Source organism: Micromonospora sp. NPDC003816, from assembly GCF_042874705.1.
GTDB lineage: Bacteria > Actinomycetota > Actinomycetes > Mycobacteriales > Micromonosporaceae > Micromonospora.
In genome coordinates this window covers 45,174-63,053 of the sequence record NZ_JBIANP010000013.1, presented here as the reverse complement: position 1 = coordinate 63,053, position 17,880 = coordinate 45,174, and the positions used below count along the sequence as shown (strand labels likewise).

General features: G+C 69.5%; 12 protein-coding genes. 6 read left to right on the top strand and 6 right to left on the bottom strand.

The genetic code is table 11. From position 1 onward, the window contains the following. Window positions 1-187: 187 nt before the first annotated feature. The 3 genes from ACFYTT_RS27580 to ACFYTT_RS27570 all read right to left on the bottom strand — a co-directional run bounded on the left by ACFYTT_RS27580 (window position 188) and on the right by ACFYTT_RS27570 (window position 5,411). Window positions 188-1,696, bottom strand: coding sequence for a glycosyltransferase family 87 protein (locus ACFYTT_RS27580; protein WP_387263462.1), 1,509 nt, complete (start codon window positions 1,694-1,696; stop codon window positions 188-190). Window positions 1,697-1,851: 155 nt separating this feature from the next. Then, the gene (locus tag ACFYTT_RS27575; protein WP_387263459.1) at window positions 1,852-4,758 is read right to left on the bottom strand and encodes a transglycosylase domain-containing protein; all 2,907 of its coding nucleotides are present in this window, start codon (window positions 4,756-4,758) and stop codon (window positions 1,852-1,854) included. Between the two features lie 197 nt (window positions 4,759-4,955). Then, on the bottom strand, window positions 4,956-5,411 hold the full coding sequence (locus tag ACFYTT_RS27570; RefSeq protein ID WP_131052108.1) for a DUF5318 domain-containing protein: 456 nt from the start codon (window positions 5,409-5,411) through the stop codon (window positions 4,956-4,958). Between the two features lie 174 nt (window positions 5,412-5,585). On the opposite strand from ACFYTT_RS27570, the gene ACFYTT_RS27565 reads away from it, so the two are divergent. Together ACFYTT_RS27565 and ACFYTT_RS27560 are read left to right on the top strand one after the other, a co-directional pair. Further along, a complete protein-coding gene (locus tag ACFYTT_RS27565; RefSeq protein WP_131052109.1) occupies window positions 5,586-6,224 on the top strand; it encodes a PadR family transcriptional regulator in 639 nt (212 codons plus the stop codon). A 23-nt stretch (window positions 6,225-6,247) separates the two neighbouring features. Continuing rightward, window positions 6,248-7,327, top strand: a complete 1,080-nt coding sequence (locus ACFYTT_RS27560; RefSeq protein WP_131052123.1) for an inositol-3-phosphate synthase — start codon at window positions 6,248-6,250, stop codon at window positions 7,325-7,327. 147 nt (window positions 7,328-7,474) lie between these two features. Here the strand turns inward: ACFYTT_RS27560 and ACFYTT_RS27555 are convergent, their stop codons facing one another. From ACFYTT_RS27555 to ACFYTT_RS27545, 3 genes are all read right to left on the bottom strand, one after another. Then, complete coding sequence (locus tag ACFYTT_RS27555) at window positions 7,475-7,954, bottom strand: methylated-DNA--[protein]-cysteine S-methyltransferase (protein WP_176095596.1); 480 nt, start codon at window positions 7,952-7,954, stop codon at window positions 7,475-7,477. A gap of 193 nt (window positions 7,955-8,147) precedes the next feature. Beyond that, window positions 8,148-10,232 carry a S8 family serine peptidase gene (locus ACFYTT_RS27550; protein WP_387263455.1) on the bottom strand — a complete coding sequence of 695 codons (2,085 nt, stop codon included), beginning with the start codon at window positions 10,230-10,232 and terminating at the stop codon, window positions 8,148-8,150. A gap of 262 nt (window positions 10,233-10,494) precedes the next feature. Further along, window positions 10,495-11,955: a CCA tRNA nucleotidyltransferase gene (locus tag ACFYTT_RS27545; protein ID WP_131052112.1), complete on the bottom strand. Its 1,461-nt coding sequence runs from the start codon at window positions 11,953-11,955 to the stop codon at window positions 10,495-10,497. A gap of 125 nt (window positions 11,956-12,080) precedes the next feature. Between ACFYTT_RS27545 and murJ the strand changes: the two genes are divergently transcribed. The 4 genes from murJ (at window position 12,081) to ACFYTT_RS27525 (ending at window position 17,710) form a co-directional block, all read left to right on the top strand. Continuing rightward, window positions 12,081-13,832 carry a murein biosynthesis integral membrane protein MurJ gene (gene murJ, locus ACFYTT_RS27540; RefSeq protein WP_387263450.1) on the top strand — a complete coding sequence of 584 codons (1,752 nt, stop codon included), beginning with the start codon at window positions 12,081-12,083 and terminating at the stop codon, window positions 13,830-13,832. A 443-nt stretch (window positions 13,833-14,275) separates the two neighbouring features. Next, on the top strand, window positions 14,276-15,880 hold the full coding sequence (locus ACFYTT_RS27535) for a protein kinase family protein (protein WP_131052114.1): 1,605 nt from the start codon (window positions 14,276-14,278) through the stop codon (window positions 15,878-15,880). A gap of 40 nt (window positions 15,881-15,920) precedes the next feature. Next, on the top strand, window positions 15,921-16,649 hold the full coding sequence (gene sigM, locus ACFYTT_RS27530; RefSeq protein ID WP_131052115.1) for an RNA polymerase sigma factor SigM: 729 nt from the start codon (window positions 15,921-15,923) through the stop codon (window positions 16,647-16,649). Continuing rightward, window positions 16,646-17,710, top strand: a complete 1,065-nt coding sequence (locus ACFYTT_RS27525; protein WP_131052116.1) for a hypothetical protein — start codon at window positions 16,646-16,648, stop codon at window positions 17,708-17,710. The genes sigM and ACFYTT_RS27525 overlap by 4 nt, the downstream gene beginning before the upstream one ends. Window positions 17,711-17,880: the final 170 nt, after the last annotated feature.

The following is a 17,880-nucleotide window of genomic DNA, read 5'->3' as shown; positions in this document are numbered from 1 at the left end:
CCAGGTAGCCTACTAGCATTAAATGGTTGCAGGCTCTCCGCAGAGAGCCTGCAACCATTCACACTACTGCTTCGCCTCGCCGACCACCCAACTCATGCCGAATCCCCGCCTACGTCGAATCCAACCTCTTATCCTCTCCAGGGCCGCCTGAACACTTCAAGTAGATGCGATCTTGGAGCAGCCAATTTCATGACTTAATAGAGACGGGATCAATGGAAGTGGTGGTGTGGCGACTTCGCCATCGGTCCAGCCAGGGGGCGTCGGGGGCGCCGTCGAGCACGCCCCCGTCGGGGTCGTCCTGGTAGGTGCTGCGGACCGCGTCCCGTTCGGGGTGCAGGATCTCCCGGATCACCAGCACGCACAGGACCACCACCGTGGTCAGTCGCAGGCTGGCGGCCAGCACGAAGACGCCCTCGGGGAAGACGGGCCGGCCGGTGGAGGCACCCAGCAGTTGGCCGTAGAACGCGACGAAGTAGCAGATCTCGGCGGCCTGCCAGGCGAGGAACGCACCCCACTTGGGTCGGGCCAGCACCACCAGCGGCAGCAGCCAGAGGACGAACTGCTGCGACCAGACCTTGCTGAAGATCAGGAAGACGGCGACCACGAGGAAGGCGAGTTGGCCGAGCCGGGGCCGGCGCGGTGCCAGCAGCCCGAGGGCCCCGATGCCGAGGCAGGCCAGTCCGAAGAGTACGTACGACAGGTTGTTGAGGGTGGGGATGTTGGCGTCGAGCCACTGGAACGGACCCATGCTCGCCGGATCGCCCACCTTGCCGTCCAGGTAGCGACCGATGTACCACAGTGTGCCCCAGTCGATCGGGCGCTCGGTGTTGAGTTCGAAGAAGCGCTTCCAGCCGTCCCGGGTGGCTTCCGGGAGGGCCACCGGCAGGTTCACCGCCAGGACCGTGACCACTGCCGCACCGATCGCTGTGAACGCGGCTCGGAGCCGGGCCGTACGGAAGGCGAGCACCAGGATCGGGCCGAGTATGAACAGTGGCCACATCTTCGCCGCCCCGGCCAGCCCGAGCAGGATCCCGGCCAGGACTGGTCGGCTGCGTGCCCAGGCCAGCAGCCCGAACGCGCCCAGTCCGATGGCGAGCAGGTCCCAGTTGACGGTGGCGGTGATCAGCAGTGCGGGGGCCAGGGCGAAGAGTGCGGCGTCCCATGGTCGTCGTCGGCGTAGCGACAGCAGCACCGCCACGGTGGCCACCGCCAGCGCCCCGAGTACGAGCACGTTCAGGTTGTAGAACCACTGTCCCTGGTTGATCTGCGGGTTGCCGTCACCCACGGCGTGCACGGGCAGCCCGAGCGCCCCCATGAAGTACCCCGTCAACACCGGATACTCGACCGGGTGGTCCCGGTAGGGCACGGCACCCTCGTGGAGTCGCTCCGCGTAGTAGAGCGCCAGTACGTCGGTGTAGCAGAAGCGGGTGTACTGCTTGTTGTCCACCCATGCGCCGTCCTGGCAGGGCGATTTCTGCACCCAGTGCAGGGCCAGGGTCAGGCAGGTCAACGCCAGGACGATGCGGACGGCCGTCCAGAACCGGCGTTCCGAGCCGCTCTGGCGGTCGCGCGCGGTGGCGTGGTCACCGAGCGGACCGCCGATAAGCCCGGAGAGGCCCCGCACGAAGCCGTCGGAGCGGGATGGGTGGTCGGGTACACCGGATTCATCGATGCCGGGCGTCGACTGGGTGCTCATGACCGTGCATCCTGCCGTATCAGTTGACCGCGCAGAAGTCGAACCACGGCAACGCTCGCGGATCATTCGTCGATGGATGCCGATCCACCAGGGGCCATGAACGCCGCGTGGGCGGCCCGAACCAGGTTCGGGCCGCCCATCACGTGGACCGGATGTCAGTTCCGGGTGCTTCTGGGTGGCAGCAGACCGCCGCCACCACCCCCCGGTCCTTGGCCGCCGTTGTTCGGGTCGCCACCGCCGGGACCGTTGTTGCCACCGCCCGGGCCACCGTTACCGCCGCCTGGACCGCCGTTGCCGGGGCCGTTGTTGCCCGGACCGCCAGTGATGCCGCGCTCCAGCAGACAGGGCAGGTCGGTGGGGTCACAGTTGTTCTGACCGGCCGGCGGCGCGGGCGGCGGAGGCGGCGGCGGTTCCTCACCGTTGCCCAGTTTGTCGTCGCCGACTCCGGTCACGTTCGGCAGGTCGACGGGGTCGGAGCTCTTCAGCGCGTCATCCATGTAGCGCTTCCAAACCGCCGCCGGAAAGCCGTTACCGCCGACGTTGTCGCCGTTCTTGTCGACGATGGCCGGCCTCTTCGGGTCCTTGCTGCCGACCCAGACGGCGGTGGCGACGTTCTTGTCGTAGCCGACCATCCAGGCGTGCGCGTTCTTGTCGGTGTTGTTGTGCTCCCAGGTGCCGGTCTTGCCGGCGGCCTGCCGGCCGTTGCTCAGTCCGGCGTTGCTGCGGCCCGGGATCTCCTTGAGCACGGCGGTCACCTCGTCGGCGACCTCCGACCTGATCACCTGCGTGCCGCCGCCCTTCGTCAGCTTCTCACCGGCGATCTTGTCCCACTTGCCGGTCGCCTTGTTCTGCTTCTCCACCACCCGGACGAAGTGGGCCTTGTTGTACTTGCCGCTGTTGGCGAGCGTGGCCAGCCCGTTGGCGTGGTCGAAGACGGTGATCGGGTACTGCCCGAAGCCGATGACCCGGTCGAACGTCTTCTTACCGAGCTCCTCGGGCTTGTTCTTGGTCAGGTCGTACGGCTTCGGCGGGTCGACCGACCAGATGGTCCGGATGCCGGCCCGGCGGGCGATGTCGATGACCTTGTCCTCACCCACCTGCTCGGCGATGTGGAAGAACGGCACGTTGTACGAGAGCACGGTCGACTCCTGCAGCGTGCAGGACTTGTTGCAGCTCTGCCGAACGTCCCGGCCGGCGTTGATGATCTCGTTCGCGTAGCCCTCGGGCTTGAACGGGCTCGCGTCCCAGCGGGACTTGACCGAGATCCCCTCGTCGATCGCCGCCGCCAGCGTGTAGACCTTGAACGACGAGCCCGGCGGATGGCCGCCGACGATGTCGCCGTTGCTGTTGGTGTTCATCCCGGCGTAGTCGAAGTCCGCGCCGCTGTTGCCGCCGTAGTAGGCCAGCACCCGCCCGGTCTTCGGGTCGATGGAGACCGCCGCCGCCATCAGGTTCTTCGGCTGCCCGTAGAGCACCGAGCCCTTGCGGTCCGGCCGGGCCGCCTCTTCCAGGGCCTTCTGCATCTTGGGGTCGATGGTGGTGGTGATCCGGTAGCCGCCCTCACGCAGCTCGGTCACGCAGTTCGGCAACTCCGGCGCGCCGGAGTTGGAGCAGATGCCCCACTCCTCCATCTCCTTGCGCACATAGTTGATCACGTTGCCGACCGGGGTGGCGACACCGAACCCGTTGTCCTTCTTGATCTTCTGGACCTTCGGGTACTCGGTCGGCCGCTCGAGCTTGCCGGGCACGCCCAGCCAGCCCTCCTCGACCATGCCGTTGATGACGTACTCCCACCGGGACTTGGCGTCGACCTCGTTGACCTCCGGGTCGAATCCCTGGTGGGTGGCGCTGGCGACCGGCTGTTTGATCAGCGCGGCGAGCACCGCCGCCTGTGCCGGGGTGAGCTTCTCGGTGGTGGTCTTGAAGTACGTCTGTGCCGCCGCCTCGATGCCGTACGCACCTCGACCAAAGTAGATCACGTTGAGGTAGTTCTCCATGATCTGCTCTTTGCCGAAGTTGTCGTTCAGCTTGGAGGCGAGGATCGCCTCCTTCACCTTCCGGCCGTAGCTGTCGTCCTGAAGGTTCTCGTAGGCGTTACGGGCGTACTGCTGGGTGATGGTCGAGGCGCCCTGTCGGTCACCGCCGGAGAGGTTGTTCCAGGCGGCCCGGGCGATGCCCTTGTAGTCGACGCCGGAGTGCCGGTAGAAGTTGCGGTCCTCGGCGGCGGCGACGGCGTGCTGTACATGTTCGGGGATCTTGTCGATGGTGACGAAGATCCGGTTCTCGTTGCCCAGCTTGGCCACGACGGTCTTGTTGTCCTTGGCGTAGACCGTGGTGGAGAGCGGCAGCGGGATCTCCTTGGGCAGCACCACGTTCGTCGAGTAGTAGGTGAACCCGACGACGCCGATGCCGGCCAGCATGATGAACACCGCGAAGCTGGCGATCAGCATGTTCATCCGCTTGCGCTTGCGGGCGCGGGACACCGCGTCCGGGTCGCGGCCACCGCGACCGGGACCCGCCGGACCGCCCGGGCCGCCAGGCCCGCCGGGTCCACCGGGACCGCCGACACTGGCCCGGGCCACCGCGGCCCGGCCACCGGCACCGCCCACGGACGCCGCACCGACGCTCGCCCGGCCGGCCGACGCCGCGCCGACGGACGCGCGGCCTGCGGGCCCGCCCGGGGCCGGGCTCACCGGCACCGAAGCCCGCCCGGACCGACCGGGGGCGGGCGAGACGGGCACCGAGGCGCGACCGGGCCCGGCCGGCGAGACCGGCACGGAGGCCCGGCCGGGGCCGGCGCGACCGACGGAGGCGGAACCGACCGACGCCGAACCGGCGGCGGTACCGCCGCGCGGCGGTACGCTCGCCGATCCGCCGACCGAGGCGCGGCCACCGGCCGAGGCACGGGCCGACGGGCCGGACGACTCCGGACCGCTCGACCAGTTGCCTCCGCGAGGATCACCACCCGGATAGCGGTACGCGTCGTCCGCCTGCCCCGGGTCGTCCTGGCCCGGAATCCGGGCCCGTCCGCGCGAGGAGCTGGGATCGCCGTACGAATTCATTCCTCACACCCTGCCGTCGCGGTGGGGCGCACTCGCACCGCCACCGGTTTGCCGTGAGTTGGGACACCCCGAGCGCGGGGCACGGGGGTGCCGCCGCATCAGTGCCACATCCGAATCATTCGGACTATTCAGACCTACAAGCCGTCGGTCACCCCGGTCACGTGCAGTACGGCCGGGGCCGGCCGATCGAGCTCGAATCACCGTTGCGCCTCTCGCCTTCGCCGGGCACCCGCTCCACTCGCGGCAGCCACTCCACCCGGCGTCTCCTGCTCCGACTCGCCACCGGTCAACCCGTCCCGCCCGAGCAGGTACTGCTCGACGAGATGGTTCCAGTCACAGCCGAGACACACCTCCACCACGAAGACCTGGAACTCACGCAGCGTCATTGCCAGCACGGACAGCTCCGCGACCGTGCGGGCTTGGCCGGCTGACTGCTTGAGCTCGTCGCCATAAATGTAATGGACGTGCGTGAGGTTCTCGCTCCGGCAAATCGGGCATCGCTGGTCCGTGGACTCGCCGTGGAACCGAGCCGCGTTCTTCAGGTAGGGAGACGCGTCGCACAGGTCATAGGTGCCGACGCGACCGGCGAGGAGTTCACGCAGCAGCGCTCGCTTTCGGAGCGAGTAGTCGACGACCTGGCGCTGCGTACGCATGCGGCAAAGGGTACGCGGTCTCGTCTGGCGGGGCGACCACCGTGACGATCCGTGATGAGGGGACCTCGGAGCGAGGAGTTTGCCCGCCGAGGTGTGAGACGCTACGGTTCGATGTATCGGCCCGATACATCGCGGCGGTTAGCGCTCCACGCACAGGGTAAAGGAAGGATGGCCGTGCTCGAACTCGCCATCCTCGGCCTGTTGCAGGAGGCCCCGATGCACGGCTACGAGCTCCGCAAGGAGCTCACCGCCAAGCTCGGGGCGATCCGTGCTGCGATCAGCTACGGCTCGCTCTACCCGACCCTGCGCCGGTTGCAGGCGGCGGGATGGATCACCGAGGCCGCCGAGACACCCGCCACCGCCGAGGAGGTTCCCGCGCTGACCAGCCGACGAGGTCGGGTGGTCTACACCATCACCGCGGAAGGAAAAGAACGCTTCGCTCAGCTCATCGCGCAGACCGGGCCGGAAACCTACGGCGACACCGGTTTCGGTGTGCACTTCGCGTTCTTCTCCCGAACCGACCGGGCGACCCGACTCCGCATCCTGGAAGGTCGGCGCCGCACGATCGAGGAACGTCGCGAGGGCCTTCGCGACATGCTGGGCCGGGCGGCCGAGCGCCTCGACGCGTACACCCTGGAGCTGCAACGCCACGGCCTGGATGCCTGTGAGCGTGAGGTCCGGTGGCTGGAGGAGCTCATCGCCAACGAGCGCTCCGGCCGTGCCCCGACGGTCCCGCACGACGGGACGGCCGGCGGCCGACGAGATGACAACAGCCCGCCTCCGCCTGGAGAGACCAGGACAGAGCGGCCGTGACCAAGAAGAAGGAGGCACACGCGATGGGCTCCGTCCGCGTCGCCATCGTCGGTGTGGGTAACTGCGCCTCGTCCCTGGTACAGGGCGTCGAGTACTACCGGAACGCCGACCCGAACGACCGCGTCCCGGGTCTCATGCACGTCACCTTCGGCGACTACCACGTCTCTGACGTGCAGTTCGTCGCGGCGTTCGATGTCGACGCCAAGAAGGTGGGCATGGACCTCGCGGAGGCGATCGTCGCCAGCGAGAACAACACCATCAAGCTCTGCGACGTGCCGCCGACCGGCGTCACCGTGCAGCGTGGCCCGACCTTCGACGGCCTCGGGCAGTACTACCGCGAGATCATCAAGGAGTCGGACGTCGAGCCGGTCGACGTGGCCAAGGCGCTGCGCGACGCGCAGGTCGACGTGGTCGTCTCCTACCTGCCGGTGGGCTCGGAGCAGGCCGACAAGTTCTACGCCCAGGCCGCCATCGACGCGGGCTGCGGGTTCGTCAACGCCCTGCCGGTCTTCATCGCCTCGGACCCGGAGTGGGCGCAGAAGTTCACCGACGCCGGCCTGCCGATCGTCGGTGACGACATCAAGAGCCAGGTCGGCGCCACCATCGTGCACCGGGCCCTCGCGAAGCTCTTCGAGGACCGGGGCGTCGAGCTGCTGCGTACGTACCAGCTCAACTTCGGCGGCAACATGGACTTCATGAACATGCTGGAGCGCAACCGCCTGGTCTCGAAGAAGATCTCGAAGACCCAGTCGGTGACCTCCCAGGTGCCGCACGAGATGGCCAAGAGCGACGTGCACATCGGCCCGTCGGACCACGTGCCGTGGCTGGACGACCGCAAGTGGGCGTACATCCGCCTGGAGGGTCGCTCCTTCGGCGACGCCCCGCTCAACGCGGAGCTCAAGCTCGAGGTGTGGGACTCGCCGAACTCGGCCGGCGTCATCATCGACGCCGTCCGGGCCGCGAAGATCGCCATGGACCGGAAGATCGGTGGCCCGATCCTGTCGGCGTCGTCGTACTTCATGAAGTCCCCGCCGGTGCAGTACGCCGACCACGAGGCGCACGCCGCCGTCGAGGGCTTCATCACCGGTGAGGTCGAGCGCTGACGCGCTGACCACCAGCAGCACCGTGAAGGGCCGGGTCCACGTGGACCCGGCCCTTCACGTCGTCCCGGGCGGCACTCGGATCGTGGCACTGTGGCTGCTCTCGGCCCGGCGTGTCGACTTCCTACAGTGCCACGATCGAGGCGGTTGTCAGGACCAGGCGCGTTGCAGGGCCACGCGGGCCTCCAGCTCCAGCAGCTTGACCTTGCGGTCCAGACCGCCGCCGAAGCCGACCAGCTTGCCGCCGGCTCCGATGATCCGGTGGCACGGCACGATGACCGGGACCGGGTTGCGGTTGCAGGCCACCCCGACCGCGCGGGCGGCACCGGGATCCCCCAACCGCCGGGCTACCTCGCCATAGGTCATCGTCTCGCCGTACGGGATGAGGGTCATCTCCCGCCACACCGCCCGCTCGAACTCGGAGCCTCGGGGCACCCGCACCGGCACACCGAACTCGGTCGCCTCACCGGCGAAGTACGCGCGCAGCTCCGCCACCGCCCGCCGGGACACCTCGTCGACCGGTTCCCTCGGCGCGCCCGCCACCGCCGCGAAGTGCGTCCCGCACACGCTGTCACCCTCGGTGGCCACGGAGAAGTCCCCGATCGGCGAATCCAGCACGGTCCAACGCATCCCGCCATTGTCCCCCAGCCGCCCACCGCGACCACGATCGCGCTCGAACCGGGATCGAGTGGTGTCCCACCACGTCCGATGCCCCTCGATCCGGGATCGAGGGGCATCGGGCGATCCTGTGCACAGCGCAACGGCCGGCGCCCGCCGGAGCGTCCCTGGGGACGCTCCGGCGGGCGCCGGATGGTACGAGAGATCAGGCGACGGCGAAGAAGAACTTCTCGCCGTTGCCGAGACCCAGGTCTTCCCTGCTCCAGTCGATGTTCTTGCTCGAAATCAACTGCTTGTTACCGGCCTTGCCGGCGGTGACGGCCTGCTCGTCCCAACCACCGAGGTAGATCGAGCCGTCCGCGTTGTAGTCCAGGAAGTAGAACGTCTGGTACGAGCCGGTCGACTTGCTGTTGGCGATCAGCGGCTTGGTGCCCTTGCTCGCCGCGATCACGTACCGGTTGTTGGCCAGTGCCTTCAGGTAGAAGAGGCCATCGCCCCGGTTGACCATCTGGTACTTGGTCGACTTGGTGACCGACTTGCTGGTGGCGATCAGCGGCTTGCTGCCCGCGACCACGTACCGGTTGCTCGCCTTGGCCTTGATGGTGACCACCGGGGCCGGCGCGTCGAAGGTGAACTTCTCCGTGGAGCCGACGCTGGTCTTGCTCGCCTTCAGCGACGACTTGCCGGACTTCGCCGCGGTGACGTACTTGCCGTTGGCCTTGGCCTTGAGGCTGACCGTCCCGTCGGTGTGGTGCACGATCGTGAACTTGCCCGCCGTGACGATCGTCTTGTGACTGGCGATCAGCGGCTTGGTGCCCTTGCTCGGCGCGACGACGTACCGGCCGGTGCTCTTGGAGCGCAGCGCGACCAGCCCGCTACCGGCGTTGACGACGTCGTACCGCTGCGCGGTGCCCAGGCTGGACCCGTTGTTGACCAGTGCCTTCTTGGTGCTGGCCGCGGTGACGAACTTGCCGTTGGAGCTGGCCTTCAGGCCGTACGAGTTCCGGGCCTGGGTGACCGAGCCGACGGTGAGCAGCCGGTCCATCGAACCCTTCGGGTCGTACACCGCACCGGCGATGCCGGTGGTGACGATCCGGTCGCGAACCTGCTTCGGATTCCACGTCGGGTTGCTCTGCAGCAGCAGGGCAGCCGCACCGGCCACGTGCGGGGCGGCCATCGAGGTGCCGCTCATCCCGACGCTGCCGGTGTTGTTGTCGTGCCGGGCCGAGACGATGCTGACGCCGGGGGCGAACACGTCGAGGCACTTGCCGTAGTTCGAGAACCACGCGCGCATGTCGATCCGGTCGGTGGCACCCACCGTGATGGCGTCCGGCACCCGCGCCGGGGAGACGTTGCAGGCGTTCTGCGACTCGTTGCCGGCCGCGATCGCGTAGGTGACGCCCGAGTCGACGGACTTCCGCACGGCCGCGTCGATCGCCGCCGACACGCTGCCTCCGAGGCTCACGTTGGCGACGGCACGCCTCGGCGCGTTCTTCATCGCGTCCTCGGTGACGAAGTTGATGCCGGCGATGACACTGTCCGTGGTGCCGAAACCGTCGCAGTCGAGCACCCGTACGCCGACGAGCTTGACCTGCTTCGCCACGCCGTACTTGGCGCCGCCGACGGTGCCGGCCACGTGCGTGCCATGGCCGTCGCAGTCCTCCTCCGTCGGAGGCACCGGCGTGGTGGGATCCGGCTCCGTCCCGGGGTCGACGGGCTCGGCGAAGTAGTCGAACCCGATACTGGCCCGGCCACCGAAGTCCTGGTGCTTGGTGTGGATGCCGGTGTCCACGATGTACGCGGTGACGTTGCTGCCCGTGTTCGGGTACTTGAAGCTCTTGTTCAGCTTCGCGGACGCCTGGTCGAGCCGGTCGAGACCCCACGACGGCGGGTTGCTCTGGGTGGCACTGGCCGACACCCGGCGCACCGGCTCCACGTAGGCCACGGCCGGGTTGGCCGCCACCTTGTCGGCCTGCTGCTTGCTCATCGAGGCCGAGAAGCCGGGCAGCGCCGTACCGAAGACCTGCCGGACGTTGCCGCCGTTGTCCCGGATGAGCTTGGCGGCGATGGTCCGGACCGAGGTGTAGGTGGCCCGCTGGTCCTTCAGTACGACGATGTAACGGCCGGGAACGACGTCGGAGCGTTCGGTGCCACGCACCTCGGCCCGCGCGGGCTCGTCAGGGGTGGTCGCCAACGCGGCTTGGCCGGTGGCGACGGTGATGATGGAGGAGGCGGTCGCGAGGGCGAGCCCGGCCGCCGCCGAGCGGCGCAGTACGCCACGGTATTTCACTAAGTGATCTCCCCGTTGTGTCGACCGTGCCGGGTGGGCAGGTCGGACGGACAGTGGATCGTCTCGCTTCGGCAGGAGACCCGCGAGCGAAGAGACGTAGCAACATCATGTACGACCGACGCAACGACCTGTCTCAACCTTTCGGTCGAAACGTCGGCGTTTCGTCGTAGCGTCCTACCCCGACGGAACGAGCCACGGTGGACGTCGGGTCGGGCGGTGGTGTTTCACAGCCACACGGCGGCAGGACGACGGCGGTCGGCGGTCAGCCGACGATGCCCTCCTGGCGGGCCCAGCGCAGCAGCTCGGCCTCGGCGGTGTCGCGGTCCAGCGGCCCGTGTTCCAGGCGCAGGTCCTTGAGGTGCTTCCAGGCGCGGCCCACGATCGGCCCCGGTGGTACGCCGAGCAACTCCATGATCGCGTTACCGTCCAGATCGGGCCGGACCCGGGCCAGGTCCTCCTCGGCCTCGATCCGGGTGATCCGTTCTTCCAGCGCGTCGTAGTCGGCGGCGAGCTGGGCGGCCTTGCGCCGGTTGCGGGTGGTGCAGTCGGACCGGGTCAGCTTGTGCAGCCGGGACAGCAGGTCGCCGGCGTCGGTCACGTACCGCCGTACCGCCGAGTCGGTCCACTCGCCCCGGCCGTAGCCGTAGAACCGCAGGTGCAGCGCCACCAGCGTGGTGACCTTGGCGGTGACGTCCTTCGGGTAGCGCAGCGCCTTCATCCGCGCCTTGGTCAGCCGGGCACCGACCACCTCGTGGTGGTGGAAGCTGACCCGTCCGTCCGTACCGACCGACTTGGTGGCCGGCTTGCCGACGTCGTGCATCAACGCGGCCATCCGCAGGACGAAGTCCGGCCCGTCCTGCTCGTACGACATCGCGTTACGGACCACCGTCAGGGTGTGCTCGTAGACGTCCTTGTGCTGGGCGTGCTCGTCGATCTCCAGCTTGAGACCGGTCAGTTCCGGCAGGAAGCGCTCGGCCAGCCCGGAGTCCACCAGCAGTCGCAGCCCGGTGATCGGGTCAGCCGCGGTGAGCAGCTTGGTGAACTCGTCACGGATCCGCTCGGCGGTGATCCGGTCCAGGTCCGCCGCCATCCGGTTCATGGCCGCCTGCACGTCCGGGTGGACCGCGAAGCGGAGCTGGGCGGCGAACCGGGCGGCCCGCAGCATCCGCAGCGGATCGTCGCCGAACGACTCGGCCGGCGTGCCCGGGGTACGCACCACCTTCGCGGCCAGGTCGGCGAGCCCGCCGTACGGGTCGGTGAACCGGTGCTCGGGCAGGCTCACCGCCATCGCGTTGACGGTGAAGTCGCGCCGCCGCAGGTCCTCGACCAGGCTGCTGCCGTACTGGACCACCGGGTTGCGGCTGACCTGGTCGTACGACTCGGCGCGGAAGGTGGTGATCTCCAGCCGCAGGCCGTCTCGCTGGCAACCGATGGTGCCGAACTCCCGGCCGGTCTCCCAGACCGCCTCGGCCCAGCCGCGCACGACGGCGAGCGTCTGGTCCGGGTGGGCGTCGGTGCAGAAGTCGAGGTCGTCACCGAGCCGACCGAGCAGGGCGTCGCGGACCGAACCGCCCACAAGGTGCAGTTCGTGGCCGGCGGCGGCGAACCGGCGACCCAACTCGTCGGCGACCGGCGAGACCCGGAGGAGTTCGGCGACGGCGTTGCGCTGCGCGGCGGTGAGTTCGCGGCGGTCGGTGGTGTGGGATGCGGCGGCTTCGGACATCGGACCAGCAGCCTATCGGTCCAGATCGGCATCTCATCCGCCGGGCGCGGGTAACCGGCCGGGGTTGACTAAGGTCTGTGACGTGGGGGCCGGTACGGCTCCGGCGTACCCCTGGGAGGCACAGCATGAGCGGCGGGCTCTACCGCAGCGCGAACGCCGCGCAGGGCGGCGCGCCCGGCGGTCGGCCGGACGACGGTGCCACGTTCATCTCCGCCGACCCGCTGAACCAGCCGGCCGTCGAGTCGGTCGCGCCCCCCCAGGAGCAGGTCGCCGAGGCCAGCGCCGCCACCAACAGCGCGGTCATGGCGATCGGCAGCCTGGTCAGCCGGGGTACAGGATTCCTCCGCAACCTGGTCATCGGCGCGGCGCTCGGCGGGGCGCTGGTGGGCGACGCCTACACCACCGCGCAGATCCTGCCGGGAATGGTCTACGAGTTCCTGCTCGGCGGCATCCTGACCAGCGTGCTGATCCCGGTGCTGGTACGCCGGCGCAAGGCGGACAGCGACGGCGGCCAGGCGTACACCCAACGGCTGTTGACTCTGGCGCTGCTGGCCCTCGGTGCCGCCGCCCTGCTCGCGGTCGCCCTCGCCGTACCGCTGACCTGGCTCTACGGTGCCAGCGAGTCCGCGCCCGGCTACTCCGGCCTGGTCACCGGGCTGGCCCGGCTCATGCTGCCGATGATCTTCTTCTCCGGCCTGAGCGCACTGATCAGCGCCGTGCTCAACACCCGGGGCCACTTCGCCGCACCGATGTGGGCACCGATCCTGAACAACCTGGTGGTCATCGGCACCGCCGGCCTCTACATCGGGATCTTCGGCGCCGAGATCGTCGGCCCGGACGACATGACCACCGGCCGGGTCCTGCTGATCGGTGGCGGCACCCTGCTCGGCGTCGCCGTCCAGGTCGCCGGCCTGATGCCGGCGCTGCGCAAGGTCGGTTTCCGATGGAAGCTCCGCTTCGACTTCCGCAGGCTCGGGCTCGCCGAACTGGGCCGGCTCGGGGCGTGGATGATCTGCTACGTCGCGGTCAGCCAGATCGGCCTGATCGTGCTGTTCAACCTGTTGAACCGCGCCGGCAAGGAGAACTCCGCCGGTCCGCTGATCTACAACAACGTGTTCCTGCTGTTGATGACCGCGCACGGCATCATCGCCGTATCGATCATCACGGCGCTGATGCCCCGGATGAGCGCCGCTGCCGCCGACGGCCGGTACGCCGACCTCGCCGCGGACCTGTCCCGGGGCACCCGCACCGTCTCGGCGGTGCTCGCGCCGATCGCGGTCTGCTACGCCGTGCTCGCCACCCCGATCGCGTTCACCCTGTTCCGATGGGGCGCGTTCGACGAGGACAACGCCACCGCGACGTCCCTGGTGCTGCTCGCCGCCGCGCTGGCCCTGGTGCCGTTCGCGATCAGCCAGCTCTTCACCTTCGCCTTCTACGCACTCCCCGACACCCGCACCCCGGCGCTGATCAACATTCCGGTGGTGGCGCTGCGGATCGGCGTACAGATCGCGCTGTTCCTGATCTTCTCGGCGAGCTTCGCGGGCGCCGGGATGATGATCGGCAACACCGTCTCCTACCTGGCCGCCGCCATCATCTCCGCGTGGCTGCTGCGGCCCCGGGTGGGGCGGATCGGGCTGGGCGCGATCCTGCGAACCCTCGGCCGGGTGGCGGTCGCGGCGGTGGGAGCAGCGGTGGCCGGCCTGCTGGTGGTCGCGCTGCTACCGGGAGGCGACACGCCGACTCGGCTGGAGGCCGTCGTGCAACTCGTGGTGGGTGGCGCAGTTATCGGCGGTACCTATCTCGGGCTGGCCACGGTGCTGCGCATCTCCGAGATCACCGAAGTGCTGGGGATGGTCCGCAGGCGTCTCGGGCGGTGATCGCCGACGCCTGACGCCGCTGCACTGAGCGTGACCGGGGATCACCAGGCTGGGGATGCACCTGTGGATAACTCCGCGATTCGCCGCTCACCTACCGGATCGGCCTGTGGATAACCAACCGGAAGGCCGAGTATGGTCAGCCGTTCGACGGGAACCCTGTTACGTCCCACCCGCCGTCACATCCGGTACCGCCCCTGCGACAGCCGGATGCGGACGACCTCTAGATTGGCTAGTACATGTGCCGGCAACGTGACTGACATCGGTCGCAACGGGACGAGTCCGCCTGACTGCGAACTCCCCGGCCGGCAACGGCGGGAAGATGACATGTCGGGGAGCGGGCCAACCCAGGTAAGGTCGCTCTCGACGGGTACGGCAGGACCGGCGCGCGTCACATCGCGGGACCGGTCCGTCCGGTGCCACACGAAGGTGGAGCGGGAAGTCAGATGCCCAGCAGCGCGGGTCCATCGATCGGCACGATCACCGAGGGAGGACGGGTGACCCAGGTCGGCGAGGGTCAGGACGCGGACGAGACCACTCCGCCGGTCATGACCTTCGGTGCTCCGACAGCCGGTGAGATCCTCGCCGAGCGGTACGAACTGGTCGAGCACATCAACAACGACAGCGCGGGCCGATTGGTCTGGCGCGGTGTCGACGTCGTGCTCCGCCGACCCGTCGCGGTCGTGATGCGCTACCCGGGTGGCGACTCCGCCACCGAGATGCTCCAGGCCGCGGTCGCCGCGAGCCGGGTCATCCACCCCAACCTGACCGGCGTCTACGACGCCATCGACGAGGCCGACCGGGCCTACGTCGTGCGCGAGTGGGTCGACGGGCGGTCCCTACGGGAACTGGTCGCGGACGGGCCGCTGGACGGCGCCCGGGCCACCGCCGTCGGCAGTGCGGTCGCCAGCGCGCTGGCCGCCGTGCACGCCACCGGCATGGTGCACGGCAACGTGCACCCCGGCACGGTGATGATCAGCGACGACGGCCGCGTGGTGCTGGCCGACGCGCGGACCGACGGTGACGACAGCCAGGAGAGTGACGTCCGGGCGGTCGGCGGAGTCCTCTACTACGCGCTGACCGGCTACTGGCCGCACAACGAGGCGCCGCTGCGCGGTGCCACCGCCGGGCACGGTCGAGCGGCCATCCCGGACGCGGTACGCGACGCCAACGGCGTGGTGGCGGCTCCCCGTCAGGTCCGGGCCGGGGTTCCGGCCTACCTCGACGACCTCACCACGGACCTGCTCGACGGCGGGATCGCCCCGCCCTCCTCGGACGTGCTCGCCGCCGAACTGGCCCGACTCGACGTACCCGCCGACGACGACTACCTCGACAACAGCGGCCCACTGCGCTTCGCCGGTGAGTCCGGTGACGAGCCCTCGCCGCTGGCCGCCGCCGGCGGCCGGAAGGTGGCGCTGGGCATCGCCGGTGTGCTGGTGGTGGCTCTGGTCGGCCTGCTCGTCGGCATCAGCGCCCTCGGCGGTGACGACGACAGCCCACAGACCGACCCGGTCGCCGCGCCCACGTCCAGCGCCGCGACGAGCGAGGAACCACCGCCGCCGGCCGCCGTGCAGGATCTCAAGATCAGCGCCGCCCGGATCATCGACCCGGACAGCAACGATCGCAGTGAGGTCCGTGACGCCGAGAAGGTCTTCGACGGCGACCGGGACCAGGGCTGGTCGACGGAGACCTACAACCGGAGCAACTTCGGCAACCTCAAGGAAGGCATGGGGGTCTGGGTCGACCTCGGCACCGAGCGGACCGTCAAGTCGGTGCAGGTCCACCTCTCCAGCACCGGCGCCTCCGCATCACTGCTCACCGGCACCGTCCAAGCCCCCTCGACCAGCGCGGGTGACCGCCAGATCGTGGACGCGTTCAAGAACGGCCCGATCGGGCAGCCCTTCGAGGAGCACGACGGCACCACGATGACCTTCAACGGCTTCGACGCCGACCAGAAGTACCGCTACCTCATGTTCTGGATCACCGAACTGCCGCCGAACAACGGTGGCTTCAAGGTCGGCGTCCAGGAGATCACGGTCCAGGGGTCATGAGCTGGTCTCCACCGGAGCGGCACGTCCAGCGGACCCGGTGATGGAGGTATCCGGCCGGGACGCTGCCGGCGTACCGCTGGACGGGGTGGTCAGCGACATCGACCTGCTCCGCGCCCACGCCGACGGTGACCGGGACGCGTTCGCCACGCTGTTCCTGCGGCACCGGGACCGGCTCTGGGCGGTCGCCCTGCGTACCCTCGGCGACCGTGAGGAGGCCGCCGACGCGCTCCAGGACGCGATGCTGTCGGCCCACCGGGCCGCGGCGCGGTTCCGGGGCGACGCCGCCGTCACCACCTGGTTGCACCGGATCGTGGTGAACGCCTGCCTCGACCGCATCCGTCGTCGGCAGGCCCACCCCACGGTGCCGCTACCCGACGGGACGCACGACCCCGACACCGGCGGCGGCGCCGGTGGCCCCGAACCGACCGCACCGGTACGCGACCACGACACCGCGATGGTCGTCCGGGAAGCCCTGGCCACCCTCCCGACCGAGCAGCGGGCCGCCCTCGTCCTGGTGGATGTGCAGGGCTACCCGGTCGCGGAGGTCGCGCGGATCCTCGGCGTCGCCGAGGGCACCGTGAAGAGCCGGTGCGCCCGAGGTCGCGCCCGGTTGGCACTCCTGCTCGGGCACCTGCGGACCGGCAGCGAACCGGCTCCCGCCGGTGCCGGTGAGGTGCCGCGAATCACCCGGGGGAACCCCGGAGCCCCGCACGGCGTCCGATCGAGGTCGGGACACCATCGTCCGGATGCCAACCAGGAGGAATCGTGAGTGCCGGGGAGTTCAGCGGGGTCGACCTCGACCTGCTCGCCGATTACCTCGGCGGTGCGCTGGACGGCACCCCGCAGCAGGCCGAGGTCGCCCGCCTCGTCGATCAGGACCCGGACTGGGCGCGGGCGCACGCCCGACTCGCCCCCGCCGTCGACGAGGTCCGGGACGAGTTGGTCGACTGGGGCGTGCCGGCGGTCGAGATGCCGCCTGCGGTCAGCGACCGGATCCTCGCCGCGCTGCGCGACGCCGACCTCCCGACCGCCGCGCTCTCGCTCGGCGTCCCCGAGGAGGACACCGACGACGCGGTGACCACGGATGTCGACGACCACGCCTCGACGAAGCCCTCGCCGGTGCCGGCCCAGCCGGTCGGCGGCACCCGACGGCCCGGCGGCAGCCCACGGCCGGGCCAGGAACGCGGCGCACCGAGCCATCCGGGTCGGCGTAGGCGCCGCTGGGCCCGGCTGGCCGGACCGGTCGCGTTGGCCGCCGCAGCGGTGGTCGGCCTCGGTGCCCTGCAACTGTCCCGGCCCGATCAGGCCGGGGACTCGACGGCCGGCACGGCCCTGAGCGATCGCGGCACCAGCCCGGCCGCGCCGCAGGCGTACTCGGAGGACCCGGCCGGGCAGGCACCGGAGGCCGCGTCACCGGACCGTGGCGCCGCATCGGCCCCCACCCCGTTCCGGATCGGCAGTCCACCGGTCCGCAGCGGGGCCGACTACACGCCGGAGAGCCTCACCGGGCCGACGGTGATGAATGGCCCCGGGGACGGCACGGAGCCCACGTACGGCACGGAGAGCGACAACCGGCTCGCCGTACCCGGTGAACTCAGCCGGCTCGGCGACCAGGCGGCGTTGAGCGCCTGCCTGGCCGACATCGGGGTCGAGCACGGAGTCCAGCCGTTGGTCTTCGACGTCGTCGACTACGCCCGCTTCGGTGGGCTCCCGGCTCTGGTGGTGCGCTTCACCGACGCCGCCGGCGTGCAGTGGGCCTGGGTCAGCGGGCCGGAGTGCGGAATCCCAGGATCCGGCTCGGACACCCGCTACCGATCGCGGGTAGGGTGAATCGCGGCCACTGGACGTTTGGCCGACCAAGTGACGTGACCCACCGGATGACCGGCTCGGGAATCTCCGCTTCGTACGATGACGTTCTGCAGGTCAGATGCCGCCGCGTCGGCACTCGGTTCGGTATCGGCGGATGACGCCGGTGGCGACGCTCAACACGATTGGGAGAT

What these genes read in the sequence shown, in the direction of transcription:
- ACFYTT_RS27580 (WP_387263462.1), bottom strand. Translation starts at nt 1,696, where the DNA reads ATGAGCACCCAGTCGACGCCCGGCATCGATGAATCCGGTGTACCCGAC.
- ACFYTT_RS27555 (WP_176095596.1), bottom strand. Translation starts at nt 7,954, where the DNA reads ATGCGTTGGACCGTGCTGGATTCGCCGATCGGGGACTTCTCCGTGGCC.
- sigM (WP_131052115.1), top strand. Translation starts at nt 15,921, where the DNA reads ATGGAGGTATCCGGCCGGGACGCTGCCGGCGTACCGCTGGACGGGGTG.
- ACFYTT_RS27535 (WP_131052114.1), top strand. Translation starts at nt 14,276, where the DNA reads ATGCCCAGCAGCGCGGGTCCATCGATCGGCACGATCACCGAGGGAGGA.
- ACFYTT_RS27545 (WP_131052112.1), bottom strand. Translation starts at nt 11,955, where the DNA reads ATGTCCGAAGCCGCCGCATCCCACACCACCGACCGCCGCGAACTCACC.
- murJ (WP_387263450.1), top strand. Translation starts at nt 12,081, where the DNA reads ATGAGCGGCGGGCTCTACCGCAGCGCGAACGCCGCGCAGGGCGGCGCG.
- ACFYTT_RS27575 (WP_387263459.1), bottom strand. Translation starts at nt 4,758, where the DNA reads ATGAATTCGTACGGCGATCCCAGCTCCTCGCGCGGACGGGCCCGGATT.
- ACFYTT_RS27570 (WP_131052108.1), bottom strand. Translation starts at nt 5,411, where the DNA reads ATGCGTACGCAGCGCCAGGTCGTCGACTACTCGCTCCGAAAGCGAGCG.
- ACFYTT_RS27560 (WP_131052123.1), top strand. Translation starts at nt 6,248, where the DNA reads ATGGGCTCCGTCCGCGTCGCCATCGTCGGTGTGGGTAACTGCGCCTCG.